The sequence below is a fragment of the Streptomyces sp. NPDC059895 genome, from assembly GCF_042731035.1.
In the GTDB taxonomy this organism is placed as follows: Bacteria; Actinomycetota; Actinomycetes; order Streptomycetales; family Streptomycetaceae; genus Streptomyces.
On record NZ_JBHWKO010000003.1, the window covers coordinates 154,747 to 167,883 of the forward strand.

10 protein-coding genes and 2 pseudogenes are annotated in these 13,137 nt (G+C 72.2%); 4 read left to right on the forward strand and 8 right to left on the reverse strand.

The window, feature by feature from the left end; genetic code table 11:
* Together ACFV9M_RS04670 and ACFV9M_RS04675 are read right to left on the reverse strand one after the other, a co-directional pair.
* Positions 1-1,050 (reverse strand): esterase-like activity of phytase family protein, encoded by a 1,050-nt coding sequence (locus tag ACFV9M_RS04670; RefSeq protein ID WP_385062502.1) that lies wholly within the window; start codon positions 1,048-1,050, stop codon positions 1-3.
* 111 nt (positions 1,051-1,161) lie between these two features.
* Entirely contained in the window at positions 1,162-2,013 is an 852-nt protein-coding gene (locus ACFV9M_RS04675) for a serine hydrolase (RefSeq protein ID WP_385062500.1), read from the reverse strand.
* Positions 2,014-2,195: 182 nt separating this feature from the next.
* Between ACFV9M_RS04675 and ACFV9M_RS04680 the strand changes: the two genes are divergently transcribed.
* Together ACFV9M_RS04680 and ACFV9M_RS04685 are read left to right on the forward strand one after the other, a co-directional pair.
* On the forward strand, positions 2,196-4,598 hold the full coding sequence (locus ACFV9M_RS04680; protein WP_385062498.1) for an ArnT family glycosyltransferase: 2,403 nt from the start codon (positions 2,196-2,198) through the stop codon (positions 4,596-4,598).
* Between the two features lie 208 nt (positions 4,599-4,806).
* Entirely contained in the window at positions 4,807-5,613 is an 807-nt protein-coding gene (locus tag ACFV9M_RS04685) for an endonuclease I family protein (RefSeq protein ID WP_385062496.1), read from the forward strand.
* 97 nt (positions 5,614-5,710) lie between these two features.
* Here the strand turns inward: ACFV9M_RS04685 and ACFV9M_RS04690 are convergent, their stop codons facing one another.
* Positions 5,711-6,469: a GntR family transcriptional regulator gene (locus ACFV9M_RS04690; protein ID WP_385062494.1), complete on the reverse strand. Its 759-nt coding sequence runs from the start codon at positions 6,467-6,469 to the stop codon at positions 5,711-5,713.
* Positions 6,470-6,785: 316 nt separating this feature from the next.
* On the opposite strand from ACFV9M_RS04690, the pseudogene ACFV9M_RS04695 reads away from it, so the two are divergent.
* A pseudogene (locus ACFV9M_RS04695) lies at positions 6,786-7,016 on the forward strand (ATP-binding protein); the annotation flags it as partial.
* A gap of 98 nt (positions 7,017-7,114) precedes the next feature.
* Here the strand turns inward: ACFV9M_RS04695 and ACFV9M_RS04700 are convergent.
* Positions 7,115-8,791, reverse strand: coding sequence for a thiamine pyrophosphate-binding protein (locus tag ACFV9M_RS04700; RefSeq protein WP_385062492.1), 1,677 nt, complete (start codon positions 8,789-8,791; stop codon positions 7,115-7,117).
* Positions 8,788-8,913 (reverse strand): annotated as a pseudogene (locus ACFV9M_RS04705) (arginase family protein); the annotation flags it as partial. The gene ACFV9M_RS04700 and the pseudogene ACFV9M_RS04705, both read right to left, overlap by 4 nt.
* 412 nt (positions 8,914-9,325) lie before the next feature.
* On the opposite strand from ACFV9M_RS04705, the gene ACFV9M_RS04710 reads away from it, so the two are divergent.
* Complete coding sequence (locus ACFV9M_RS04710) at positions 9,326-10,114, forward strand: phosphatase (protein ID WP_385062490.1); 789 nt, start codon at positions 9,326-9,328, stop codon at positions 10,112-10,114.
* 96 nt (positions 10,115-10,210) lie between these two features.
* Here ACFV9M_RS04710 and ACFV9M_RS04715 read toward each other — a convergent pair whose 3' ends face one another.
* The 3 genes from ACFV9M_RS04715 to ACFV9M_RS04725 form a co-directional block, all read right to left on the reverse strand.
* Positions 10,211-10,621, reverse strand: a complete 411-nt coding sequence (locus tag ACFV9M_RS04715; protein WP_385062488.1) for a hypothetical protein — start codon at positions 10,619-10,621, stop codon at positions 10,211-10,213.
* Between the two features lie 309 nt (positions 10,622-10,930).
* Positions 10,931-11,806: an acyl-CoA thioesterase gene (locus tag ACFV9M_RS04720; RefSeq protein WP_385062486.1), complete on the reverse strand. Its 876-nt coding sequence runs from the start codon at positions 11,804-11,806 to the stop codon at positions 10,931-10,933.
* 35 nt (positions 11,807-11,841) lie between these two features.
* On the reverse strand, positions 11,842-12,999 hold the full coding sequence (locus tag ACFV9M_RS04725) for an acyl-CoA dehydrogenase family protein (protein ID WP_385062484.1): 1,158 nt from the start codon (positions 12,997-12,999) through the stop codon (positions 11,842-11,844).
* Positions 13,000-13,137 lie beyond the last annotated feature (138 nt).

A 13,137-nucleotide genomic window follows, 5' to 3' on the forward strand; every position in this document is an offset into this window, starting at 1 on the left:
TCAGACCCGTACCCGCAGGGAGTAGAAGCGGGTCGTCTGCACCGGGTTCTGGTTGTCGTCGCTCACCAGCAGGACCTTCAGGGCGCCGCCGCTCCGGCCGGTGACGACCATGCCCTCGATGTTGTCGAGGAGCGGGTTCGGCTGCGGCTGCTTCGCCGTCGCCCCCAGGGTCGGGCAGGTCACGAGGTCGGCGAGGAGGGTCTTGGAGACCGGGCGCACGCCGTCCTGGCCGGTCACGTTCTCGATGCCGCTGGTGTCGGTCGCCCGGCGCGGGTCGGCCAGGTACAGGCGGACGGTGTTGCCGACGCCCGAGGTGAAGCCGCGCTCCAGGACGAGGAGGCGGCCGTCGGGGATCGCCTGGACCTCCGGGACGCCGAGGCCGGCGTCGGCGCGGTAGGCGTACTGGGCGGCGAGCCGGAAGCCCGTGGAGGTGCGCTTCCAGGTCTGGAAGCGGACGGTGTCCGTGCCGTCGCCGGAGAGCGGGTACTCCATCGACGCCAGCAGGGTGCGGCCGCCGGGCAGCAGGGTCAGGCCCTCGAAGGTGCCGTTGGAGACGGCGCGGCCGGCCGGGGCGACCCGGAGGGAGTCCGGGACGGGCAGGCGGTCGAGGATCTTCCCCGTGGCGCTGTAGCGGCGTACGGACGGCTCGGTCTCCGAGGTGATCAGCAGCGTGCCGTCGCGGTCGACGACCAGGCCCTCGGAGTCGAGCGCGGCACCGCTCTCGTCGGCGAGCGCGACGGCCGACTCCGGCGCGAGCGTCCTCGCGTCCAGGCCGAGGAGCGCGGAGCGGTCGGAGAGGGCGGCCAGCGTGCCCTTCCCGTCCACCGCGAGCGCGGAGAGGTTGCCGACGTAGGTGCCCTGGTAGGTCGTCTTGTCGAGCGCGTCGGAGAAGCCGTCGAGGGTGACGGCGGGGGAGCAGGCGTGGGCGGCACCCGTGGGCCCGGCGCTGCCGGTGCCCGACGAGTGGGCGTTCGCGGGCCCGGCGGCGGAGAGGCAGGTGGCGGCCGCCAGGCCGGCGGTGAGGGTGGCGAGTACGGTTCGCAGGCGCATGGCCGTCACCGTAGGACGGGTGGGTGACGGGGGGTGGGACGGGCCGTTAATGATCGCCGTGTGCGGGGCGGGTTGCCGTGTGCGGGACGGGTCCCCGTGTGCGGGGCGGGTTCAGGAGGCCGCCAGGTCCTTGTGGATGACCTTGGCGACGCCCTGGATGGTGGTGATGCCGTAGTTCATCGTGCTGTTGCCGTGGGTGAGGACGGTGATGTGGTAGTCGTGGCCGCCGCCCTTGAAGGTGCCGACGCTGTGCACCCGCCAGCCGTGCGTGGCCCGCGACAGCCAGCCGTTCTTGACGTGCCAGGTGACCCCGGCGGGCCTCCCGTAGGGGGTTCCCCAGCGCTGCGCGGAGACGACCTGGCCCATCAGCTTGTTGACGTAGGCGCGCGAGGCGTCGGTCAGGACCGTGTTCTTGGCGGTGAGCAGCTTGAGCAGCTTCTGCTCGTCGGTGACGGTGATCTGCGTCAGGCCCCAGTAGCCGTTGGCGCCCGGCTTGGTCTGCGTCATCTTCGCGGCGGTGAGGAAGTTCTTGATCTTCGTCAGGCCGAGCTGCTTCCACAGGGTGGAGGTGGAGGCGTTGTCCGACTTGGTGATCATGGCCGTGGCGAGGGTCTTCTCACGGCTGGTCAGCGCCCTGCCGTGCTTCTGCGCGTCCCACAGCAGCGCGGCGAGGACGGTGACCTTGACCACGCTCGCCGAGTCGTAGGCGGTCGAGGCGCGCAGGGTGCAGGTCGTGTTGGTGCTGCGGTCGTAGAGGCCGACGGCGACCGTGCCCTTGCGGTTCGCGAGGGCGGCCGTGATGTCCTTCTTCAGTTTGGCGGCCAGCCCGGCCTTGGCCGAGGTGCAGCTGACGGTGGGGGTGGCGGCCGCGGCGGGAGCGGCGGCCAGGACGGATATGAGGATGCCGGTGCCGAGCGCTGTGGCGACCAGTCCTCTCCTGCCTGCGGGAGTCCGGTGAGTCATGCCAGGTTGACTCACACGGGTGAGCGAGAGTTGTACTCACGTTCCCGGGATCACATTCGGGGACCGGGGCTGGACCGGTTGCCGAAGCATGGGGAGGGCGTTACCGAGGCCTGTGCCGCTTCACAGGTGACGGCCAGCTTCGGCACAGCGGCCACTCACACCCGGCGGCCAGCATGCGGAGGGTGACATCTGCCACCGATCCCCTTCCCCACCCGACCGGGTCCGCCGGGTCCGCCGGGGCCACCGGATCCGCCGAGTCCTCCGCTGAACCCCCCGCCGCGCCGGCCGCGCCCGACGCGCCCGCCGCGGCCACCGGCGCGCCGTCGTCGTCGACGGCTCCCGCGGCGTCACCACCGGACCGGGCCCCGCGCTGGTCGCTGCCCGCGCTGATCGCGATCATGGCCTTGGCGGCGGTGCTCTACTCCTGGAACCTCTCCGGCTCCGGCCTCAACAGCTTCTACAGCGCCGCCGTGCTGAGCGGCACGCAGAGCTGGAAGGCGTGGTTCTTCGGCTCGCTGGACGCGGGGAACTTCCTGACCGTCGACAAGCCGCCGTTCGCCCTGATGGTGATGGGCCTGTCCTGTCGGGTGTTCGGCTTCGGGACCTGGCAGATGATGCTGCCGATGATCCTGGTGGCCCTCGGGACGATCTGGATCCTGCACGACTCCGTGAAGCGGGTCTGGGGCCACGGCGCGGCGACGGTCGCCGCGCTGGTCCTCGCGCTCACCCCGATCACGGTCGCCATCAACCGGGACAACAACCCCGACACGCTGCTGGTGTTCCTGATGGCGGCCGGCGTGGCGCTCGCCCTGCGGGCGGCGCACGGCGGCAAGGTGCTGCCGCTGCTGGGCTCGGCGGCCTGCTTCGGCCTCGCCTTCAACACCAAGATGCTCCAGGGCTGGATCCCGCTGCCCGCCGTCTTCGCGGTGTACCTGTACGCGGCGAAGCCCCGCCTGGTGAAGCGGATCGTCAACCTGCTGCTCGCGGGCGTGGCGCTCGCGGTCAGCAGCTTCTGGTGGGCGGCGGCGGTCTCCCTGGTGCCGGCCTCCGAGCGGCCCTACATCGGCGGCTCGACCGACGGCAGCGCCTGGGACCTGATCATGGGCTACAACGGCCTCGGCCGGGTCCTCGGCGGCGAGGGCAACGGCGGGGGCGGCGGCGGAGGCGGCGGCTTCTCCGGGACCGCCGGCATCGGCCGGATGTTCAACGACGTGCTCGGCGGCCAGATCTCCTGGCTGCTGCCCTTCGCGGGCATCGCCCTGGTGGCCGGCCTCGTCCTGTGCGGGCGCCGCGCGCCGCGCACCGACCTCACCCGGGCCGCGCTGCTGCTGTGGGGCGGCTGGACGATCCTGCACTACCTGACCTTCAGCATGGCCGAGGGCACCATGCACCCGTACTACACGACCGCGCTCGCCCCCGGCATCGCGGCCCTGTGCGGGGGCGGCGGCGCGATGCTGCTGCGCGCGTTCCGCGCCGACAAGCGGTGGGCGTGGGTGCTGCCGCTCGCCCTCGTCGTCACCGCGGTCTGGGCGATCGTGCTGCTGCGCCGGGCCGACGGCTGGAACACCTGGCTGTGGCCGGCGATCGGCGTGGTGATGGCGCTCGCCGTCGCGGGTCTGCTGGTCTTCCGCTTCCGTCCCGGCGGCCGGCTGCGGCTGCTGGCCGCCTCCGTGGCGGCGGCGGTCGTCGCGGCGGTGGCGGGTCCGGCGGCGTACGCCTGGTCGGTGCCGTCCGGCTCCGGCGGCGGCATGAGCGGGACGAACCCGACGGCCGGTCCCACGACGGGCAGCGGCGGCTTCGGTGGCGGCGGTGGCGGTGGCGGTGGCGGCCGGGGCGGTTTCCCGGGCGGCGGCACGCAGCAGGACGGGCAGAACGGTCAGGCCGGCGGCCAGGCCGAGGGCGGCTTCCCCGGCGGCGGCGAGATGCCGGGCGGTGGCCAGATGCCGGGCGGCAGCGGTGAGATGCCGGGCGGCGGCACGCCCCCGAACGGCACCGCCGGGAACGGCACCGCCGACGACGGCACCTCCGGCAACGGCACCTCCGGCGGCACACAGCCCGGCGGCGACACGGGCGGCGGTCCCGGCGGAGGCATGGGCGGCGGTGGCGGGATGGGCGGCGAGACGAGCAGCGAGCTCATCTCGTACCTGAAGAAGCACCAGGACGGCGCCACCTGGCTGCTGGCGGTGTCCGGTTCGCAGAGCGCCGCGCAGCTCATCCTCAGCAGCGGGGAACCGGTCATCTCCATGTGGGGCTGGACCGGCAGCGACAAGGCGATGACGCTGGCCCGGCTGAAGGAACTGGTGAAGAGCGGCGAGCTGCACTACATCCAGGTCGGCGGCCAGGGCATGGGCGGCGGGAGCGGCGACGCCGGCCTCAGCTCCGAGGTGACGGAGTGGGTGCAGAAGAACGGGACGGCGGTCGAGGAGAGCGAGTACAACTCCTCCTCGTCCGGCTCCGAGACCTCCTCCTCCGCATCCGGCTCCGGTTCCGAGACCTCCTCCGGTTCGTCCGCGCAGAGCGGCGATTCCGCGAGCGGCCAGTCGACGTCGACGATCTACCGGCTGGACCCCTCGAACGTCGGCTGACGTCCCGTCACATTCGCCACGACGGCCCCCGACCCACCGGTCGGGGGCCGTTCCCGTGCCCCGACCCGGCGTCAACTCGCGTAGACACCTCCCGACTTGCCGGTTCACGTCACCGAATAGACATGTCAGATTCATTGCCTTCGCCGCATGTGCATGTCACTCTCCCGAGTGCCGCCTCCAATCCACACGCGTAGATCGGACACCCCACATGCTGGCGACGACACGCATACGCCGATGGAAGTCCGTGGCACTGGCCACCGCCACCGTCCTGATCGGTCTCACCGCGCCCGCGGTGACCGCGACCCCCGCCGCGGCGACCACGACGGCGTACGACTCGACGTACTACAAGAACGCGATCGGCAAGACGGGCACCAGCCTGAAGTCGGCCCTGCACACGATCATCACCCCCCAGACGAAGCTGTCCTACTCCGCTCTCTGGGAAGCGCTGAAGGTCACCGACCAGGACCCGGCCAACAGCAGCAACGTCAAGCTGCTGTACTCCGGCATCTCGCGCAGCAAGACGCTGAACGGCGGCAACAGCGGCAACTGGAACCGGGAGCACGTCTGGGCCCAGTCGCACGGGGACTTCGGCACCTCCGCCGGCCCCGGCACCGACCTGCACCACATCCGCCCCGAGGACGTGACGGTCAACGCCATCCGCGGCAACCTGGACTTCGACAACGGCGGCAGCACCTTCACCAACAGCGGCGGCAGCCTCGTCGACTCCAACTCCTTCGAGCCCCGCGACGCCGTCAAGGGTGACGTCGCCCGCATGATCCTCTACATGGCCGTCCGCTACGAGGGTGACGACGGCTGGCCGAACCTGGAGCCCAACGACCTCGTCACCAACGGCAGCGTCCCGTACCACGGCCGCCTGTCGGTGCTGAAGCAGTGGAACGACGAGGACCCGCCGGACTCCTTCGAGGAGAACCGCAACCAGGTCATCTACGACACCTACCAGCACAACCGGAACCCGTTCATCGACCACCCGGAGTGGGTCGAGGCGATCTGGTAGGCGCCATGAGACCGGCTGGACTCCCCACGGACGAAGGGGAGTCCAGCCCGTCCTCAGGGTCTCGCCTCGGATCCGTCCGAGGCGCCAGGCAATCGACTCAGGCCTCGAATCCGTACTCCAGCACGTACGCCGCCGAGTCCAGCACCATCTCGTTCACCTCGACGGCAGCGCCGTCCGCGTCGAAAGCGGTACGGGCGATCAGCACGACGGGGACGCCGGGCGGCAGGGCGAGCCGTTCGGCCTCGTCCCTGCCCGGCATGCGAGAGCGGATCTCCTCCCGGAAGCGGACCGGCCTGCGGCCCAACTCCTCCAGTCTCGCGTAGACACCGCCGGGGCCGGTGTCCGGCTGAGTGATCGCCGTACCGGAGACGAGGTCGGCGGACAGGTACGACGTGGAGAGGAGGACCGGTTTGCCATCGAGGGTGTAGCGGCGCCGACGGACACAAACCCTCTGGCCCTCCGCCAGGTCCAGGACCGCCGCAACGACAGGTGTGGCAACCTCCTCGCCGACCTCTACCGCGTCGATGACGAGTTCACGGCCGGCGGCATCGGCCTCCCAGACGGACCGGCCCTCACCCCACTGGGCATGGGCGAGACGTTCGACACCCCGCCGCCGGATCGGCTTGAAGTCCCGGACGAACACTCCGGCACCCTTGCGCGCCTCGACGATCCCTTCCGCCCGGAGGACCCCGAGAGCCTGCCGGGCCGTCATACGCGCCACGCCGTACGTCGCCATGAGGTCGTTCTCGCCGGGGAGCCGCTCACCGGGGCCGTACTCGCCGGCCTCGATCGCCGCGCGCATGTCGGCGGCGATGCGCTGGTACTTGGGCTGACGCCCCGATCCCCGGCTGCTCATCCAAGCCTCTCCTCTGATCATCTCTAGGCATCCTAGGCATCGATCCTCAGCCTCTACAGCCGGACGGCGACTCCATCCGGGCAATTTCGCTCACATCTCTAGAGAGGCGGGTAATTCTCGGAAGACGGGTGCTTCACTCATCTCTAGAGATGAGTGGAACCCACCTTGCCGAAGGTGCCCTGGAGGTCCTCATGCCAGTCCCCGCCATGCCACAGCAGCCCGCACGTCCCGGCGTCGCGGAGGTTCGGTGGCGGCTGCCGCAGAACCCTCGCAGCGCGAGGCGGGCCCGAGACCTGCTGCGCGATCAGCTCACGGAGTGGGAGGTCGACGGCGAAGTCGCCGGCACGGGGCCGAGCTGCTGCTCACCGAGCTGGTCACGAACTCGCTCCGGCACGCCGGGGTTCCGGCCGGAGGGGAGATCGGCGTACGCCTCGCTCGGTACGACTCCCGCCTACGGGGGGAGGTCGCCGACGGCGACAACGCCCAGCCGGTGCCGAGGACGGTCACCGACGAGGACGAAGGCGGCCGCGGGCTCTTCCTCGTCGCCTCCCTCGCCCGGCGGTGGGGGTGCTGCCCCGGTCTGCACGGCGTCGGGAAGGCGACATGGGCCGAACTTCAGCTCCCGCGCCCCCGGGAAAGCACCCCTCACCCCGCATGCGTCGGTGCGAACAGCCGCAGCACCGCCGGCAGCACCACCACCGACGGACCGGCCGACGCCAGCGCCTTCGCCAGGTCGGCCTCCAGGGTCTGCGGTGTCGTGCGGACACCGGGGACCCCGAACGACTCGGCCAGGGCCACATAGTCGGGGCGGGTCGGTTCCGTCGCCGCCGCCCGGACGGAGGGGTCCGTCAGGGACGCGCCGGGGCCGCCGTCGTCCACGACGATCCAGGTGACGTTCAGGCCGTACTGCCGGGCCGTCGCCAGTTCGGCGACCGAGTACAGGGCGCCGCCGGCGCCCGACACCGCCAGCACCGGGCGGGTCGGGTCCGCCACCGCCGCGCCGAGGGCCGCAGGGAAGGCGTAGCCGGGACCGCCGGCCCCCTGGGCGGAGTGCATGTGGTTGGGGCCCTTGGCGTCCAAGGCCGACCACGCCCAGGACGTCAGGACGGTCAGGTCCCAGAAGGACGGGGAGTCGGCGGGCAGCGCCGCGCGCACCGACGCCAGCACCTCCTGCTCCAGGGTGAGGTCCTGGGCGGCGATGCGGTCGGCGACCCTGGCGAGCAGGGCGCGCACCCGCTCGGGGGCCGCGGGGTCCTCGCGCTCGGTGACCGTCTCCAGCAGCGCCTGCAACGCCAGGCGGGCGTCCGCGTGGATACCCAGGGCCGGATGGTTGGACTCCAGCTTGCCGAGGTCCGCCTCGATCTGGACGATCCGGCCCCGGGGCCGGAAGGTGTGGTGGTTGGACGACAGCTCGCCCAGCCCGGAGCCGACCACCAGCAGGACGTCCGCGTCCTCCAGGAAGTCCGTCGTGTGGCGGTCCTCCAGCCAGGACCGCAGCGACAGCGGATGCGTCCAGGGGAACGCGCCCTTGCCGCCGAACGTCGTCACCACCGGCGCCCGCAGCAGCTCCGCGAGCCGGCGCAGTTTCTTCGCGGCGTCCGCCCGGACCACTCCCCCGCCCGCGACGATCGCCGGGCGGGCGGCCCTGGACAGCAGGTCGGCGGCGACCGCCGTGAGCTCGGGGCGCGGCGCCAGTTCCTCCGGGGTCGCGTCCACGCCCGTCACCACCGGGATCGGCGTCGGCGCCCGCAGGACGTCCTGCGGGATCTCCACCCACACCGGGCCGTGCGGTGCCGTCAGCGCCGATCTCCAGGCCTCCGCGATCGCGGAGGGGATCTGGGACTGGGTGCGCGCGGTGTGGACCGACTTGACCACCCCCCGGAACGAGGCCGCCTGGTCGGGGAGCTCGTGGAGGTAGCCGTGGCGCCCGCCGCCGAGCCCCGCCGCCGGGATCTGGCTGCTGATCCCCAGCACGGGAGCCGAGGCCGACGCCGCCTCCTGGAGAGCGGCGAGCGACGTCAGCGCGCCCGGCCCCGCCGACAGCAGCAGCGGTGCCGCCTCACCGGTGACACGGCCGTAGGCGTCCGCCGCGAAGGCGGCGTTGTTCTCCGCCCGCAGGCCGACGTACCGCAGGTCCGAGCGGTGCAGGGCGTCGGACAGGCCGGGGGCGGGCCGGCCGGGCAGGCCGAAGACGGTCGTCGCGCCGAGCCCGGCCAGGGTCTCCACGACCAGGTCCCCGCCGGTGCGGCCGGGGGGAGGGTTCAGGGCGGCCTCCGCCTGGGCGGCGGTCGGACGAAGCACCAGGTCGTGGTCGTGGGTCACTGCGCGCGGGCCTCCGCAATCCGACGGGACATGATCGTGGTCAGTTCGTACGCCGTGTGGGACGCGGCCACCGACGTGATCTCCGCGTGATCGTACGCGGGGGCGACCTCGACGACGTCGGCGCGTCGCCTCCGTCGCCTCCGTCGCCTCCGTCGCCGCCGTCCTGCTCTCCCTCCTGACCGGCGAGCACCGGAGCGGCACAGGAGCGGCCCGCTCGTCGGCCCTGGGGCGTCTGCCGCTGGGGCCGCGCCGGAAGCGGTCGCGCCGCCGCTCGGCGGGGAGCGGTGGCACGGGCCGCGGCGCGCCGGACGCCGTGGCCGCCTCCGGGCCGGGCACGGCCCTCGGCCGACCGCCGCCGGCCGACCTCGCCGACGGCGTCGTACGGGTCCTCCTCCCCGCCGGCCGGGAGCGGGCCGCGCGTGCCGGGGCGGGTGGGACGACGGTGCCGGACCGGGGCGGACGGGGCGGGTGACCCGCGTCCCAGCGTCCGGAACAGCGGGTACGCCCACAGACGGCTGCCCCACAATGGACTCCATGCCGATACCCGGGACACCCAGCCGCGCCGAGCTCGTCGACCACCTCGTCAGGACCCGTATCGCGGGCGCTGTCGCCACCCCGCGCGAGAACAACCTCTCCCACTACCGTCAGCTGGCGAACGGTGTCCGCAACTTCTGGCTCGGCCTGGAGCTCGGCGACCGCTGGACCGACGAGCAGGACGTGCTCGCGGTGATGGCGGAGCGGGTCGGCGTCAACGACGACCCCGAGTACCGCTACGGCCAGGACACCATCGACCCGGATCTGACGGTCGACGCCCTGGACCGGCTGGCGGGGCGGCTGCGCAAGGCGGCCGAGGACCGGCAGCGGGTGCTGTTCGCCACCGGCCACCCGGGGGGCCTGCTCGACGTCCACCGTGCCACCGCCGCCGCCCTGCGCGCGGCCGGCTGCGAGATCGTCGTCATCCCGGACGGGCTGCAGACCGACGAGGGGTACGTCATGCAGTTCGCGGACGTGGCGGTGCTGGAGCACGGCGCCACCCTGTGGCACACCCATTCGGGCGAGCCGATGCGGGCGATCCTGACCGCCCTGGAGCGCCAGGGCCGCCCGCTGCCCGACCTGGTCGTCGCCGACCACGGCTGGGCGGGCTACGCCGGACAGCACGGCGTGGACTCCGTCGGGTACGCCGACTGCAACGACCCGGCCCTGTTCATCGCCGAGGCGGAGGGCACCGTCCAGGTCACGGTCCCGCTCGACGACCACGTGGTCAGCCCGCGCCACTACGACCCGATGACGGCGTATCTGCTGGCGGAGGCGGGCCTGGCGTAGCCGGTCGGGCAAGGCAGAGGACCGGTCCGGTACATCGCGACGGCGCGATGCGCGGTCCCTTCGGGAGCCCCGCATCGCGCCGTCGCGGGTGTCGGATCAGTGCCTGCCTCCGTTGCCGTGACCGCCGCCGCCGCCACCGTGGCCGCCGTCGCCGCCACGTCCGCCGCCGCCGTCGCCGCCACGTCCGCCGTTGCCGTGGTCACCGTTGCCGCCACGGCCGTTGTCGTGGTCGCCGCGGCCGTTGTCGTGGTCGCCACGCCCGTTGTCGTGGTCGCCGTTGCCGCCCCAGTAGTCGTCATCGTCGTGGTCGTGGCCGCCGTAGCCGCCATGGCCGTAGTCGTCGTCGCAGTCGTGCCACCACGAGTCGTCGTCGCAGTAGTGACTGTGGCTGTAGCCGTCGTGGGAGTTCGCGGAAGCGGTGCCCGCTGTGCCCACCGCGATACCACCGGCCATGAGCAGCCCTGCGGCGGACGCCGCAGCAAGACGCTTGGCGCGTTGTACTCGCATGAGGATTACCTTTCGCTCCATCGTCTCCCGCGTTCCTCCCAGGGGGGAAGGGCGGGAATGGATGGCCGCAGCCGCAAACGAAGTTGCGACAGGGTCTTCCGGTGTCACCGCACAGGGAGCACGGGCTCGGCCGCCGACGCCTTCAGGCCGCCCGTCGGTACTCGCGGGCGATCGCTGTGGCCTTGGTCCGCTCGGGTCGGGAACCGGCGGGCCGGGCGTGCCGTGCATGCGGCATTCACTCATTGAGACTAATCCCGCCCCGGCGCATCGGCATCTCGGACGATCTGGCGGGGCGGGAGCGCCGGCCCGTCACCGCGGGACCCGGACCACGCCCTCCTGGATCACCGAGACGGCGAGCCGTCCGTCGCGCGTGTAGATGCGGCCCTGCCCCAGGCCGCGGCCGCCGTACGCCGACGGCGACTCCTGGTCGTACAGCAGCCACTCGTCGGCGCGGAACGGGCGGTGGAACCACATGGCGTGGTCGAGGGAGGCGCCGACGACGTCGCCGACCGCCCAGCCGCCGCGGCCGTGCGCGAGGAGGATGGAGTCCAGGAGCGTCATGTCGGAGACGTACGTGGCCAGGACGACGTGCAGGAGCGGTTCGTCGACGGCGCCGCCGAGCTTGCCGTTGGTGCGGAACCACACCTGCGAGCGCGGCTCGCGCGGCTCGCCGAACCGGCCGAACGGCGGCTCGTCGACATAGCGCAGGTCGATCGCCCGGCGGGCCTCCAGGAACTTCCCGACGACGGCCGGGTCCAGATGGGCGTAGCCGCGCAGCCGGTCCTCCGAGGTGGGCAGGGTCGCCGGGTCGGGCGCGGGCGGCATCACGGCCTGGTGGTCGAGGCCGTCCTCGTACGTCTGGAAGGACGCCGACAGGGTGAAGACCGGGCGGCCGTGCTGGACCGCGACCGCGCGGCGGGTGGTGAACGAGCGGCCGTCGCGGATGCGCTCGACGTTGTAGACGATGGGCGCGCCCGGGTCGCCGGCGCGCAGGAAGTACGCGTGCAGGGAGTGGGCGTGCCGGTCCGGGGGGACCGTACGCCCGGCGGCGACCAACGCCTGGGCCGCGACCTGGCCGCCGAAGACGCGCGGGACGACGGCGGAACGGGACTGGCCGCGGAAGATGTTCTCCTCGATCTGCTCGAGGTCGAGCAGATCGAGGAGATCGTGCAGTGCCTGGCTCATGCGGAGATGTCTACCGGTCGGCGGGTGCGGCCGGGTTACAGGCCCATGTCCTTGGCGATGATCGTCTTCATGATCTCGCTGGTGCCGCCGTAGATGCGGTTGACCCGGTTGTCCGCGTAGAGGCGGGCGATCGGGTACTCGTTCATGTAGCCGTAGCCGCCGTGGAGCTGGAGGCAGCGGTCGATGACGCGGTGCGCGACCTCGGTGCAGAACAGCTTGGCGCTGGCGGCCTCGGCGGGGCTCAGCTCGCCCGCGTCCAGGGCCTCGAGCGCGCGGTCGGCGACCGCCTCGGCGGCGTCGACCTCGGCCTGGCAGGCGGCGAGCTCGAACTTGGTGTTCTGGAAGTGCGCGACCGGCTTGCCGAAGACGGTGCGGTCCTGCACGTACTGCTTGGCGAACCGGACGGCGGCCTTGGCCTGCGCGTAGGCGCCGAAGGCGATGCCCCAGCGCTCGGAGGGCAGGTTGGCGCCGAGGTAGTAGAAGCCCTTGTTCTCCTCGCCGAGGAGGTCCTCGGTGGGCACCTTGACGTCGACGAACGCCAGCTCGGCGGTGTCGGAGGTCTTCAGGCCGAGCTTGTCCAGCTTGCGGCCGACGGAGTAGCCCTCGGACTTGGTGTCCACCGCGAAGAGGGAGATGCCGTAGCGGCGGTCCTCGGGGGTGGGGGCGGCGGTGCGGGCGCAGACGATCACCTTGTCGGCGTGGACGCCGCCGGTGATGAAGGTCTTCGCGCCGTTGAGGACGTAGTGCGTGCCGTCCTCGCTCAGCTTGGCGGTGGTCTTCATGCCCGCGAGGTCGGAGCCGGTGCCCGGCTCGGTCATCGCGATCGCCCACATCTCCTCGCCGGAGACGAACTTCGGGAGGAAACGCTTCTTCTGCTCGTCGGTGGCGAGCATCTTGATGTACGGCAGGGCGAGCAGGACGTGGACGCCGGAGCCGCCGAAGGTGACGCCCGCGCGGGCGGTCTCCTCGTACTGGATCGCCTCGAACTTGTGGGACTCCAGACCGGCGCCGCCGTACTCCTCCGGCACGTTGATGCCGAAGACGCCCAGCTCGGCGAGCTTGTAGTAGAACTCGCGGGGCGCCTGGCCGGCGGCGAACCACTCGTCGTACACCGGTACGACCTCGGCCTCGACGAAGGCGCGCAAGGTCTCCCGGAACGCCTCGTGATCCTCGTTGAACACCGTACGGCGCACGCCGCCACCTCCACGTACCTCGGCATGTCTAAGCGCTTGCTCAGAGCACACGGTACCGATGGGCAGGGATCGCCGTCCAGACCGCCGGCCCACTTCCCGCCGTAACGCTCGTCACGCTCCTGACGCTCGTCAGCCTCG

Coding starts and splice junctions, on each gene's coding strand:
- ACFV9M_RS04670 (WP_385062502.1), bottom strand. CDS start 1,050: ATGCGCCTGCGAACCGTACTCGCCACCCTCACCGCCGGCCTGGCGGCC.
- ACFV9M_RS04685 (WP_385062496.1), top strand. CDS start 4,807: ATGCTGGCGACGACACGCATACGCCGATGGAAGTCCGTGGCACTGGCC.
- ACFV9M_RS04715 (WP_385062488.1), bottom strand. CDS start 10,621: ATGCGAGTACAACGCGCCAAGCGTCTTGCTGCGGCGTCCGCCGCAGGG.
- ACFV9M_RS04675 (WP_385062500.1), bottom strand. CDS start 2,013: ATGACTCACCGGACTCCCGCAGGCAGGAGAGGACTGGTCGCCACAGCG.
- ACFV9M_RS04720 (WP_385062486.1), bottom strand. CDS start 11,806: ATGAGCCAGGCACTGCACGATCTCCTCGATCTGCTCGACCTCGAGCAG.
- ACFV9M_RS04710 (WP_385062490.1), top strand. CDS start 9,326: ATGCCGATACCCGGGACACCCAGCCGCGCCGAGCTCGTCGACCACCTC.
- ACFV9M_RS04690 (WP_385062494.1), bottom strand. CDS start 6,469: ATGAGCAGCCGGGGATCGGGGCGTCAGCCCAAGTACCAGCGCATCGCC.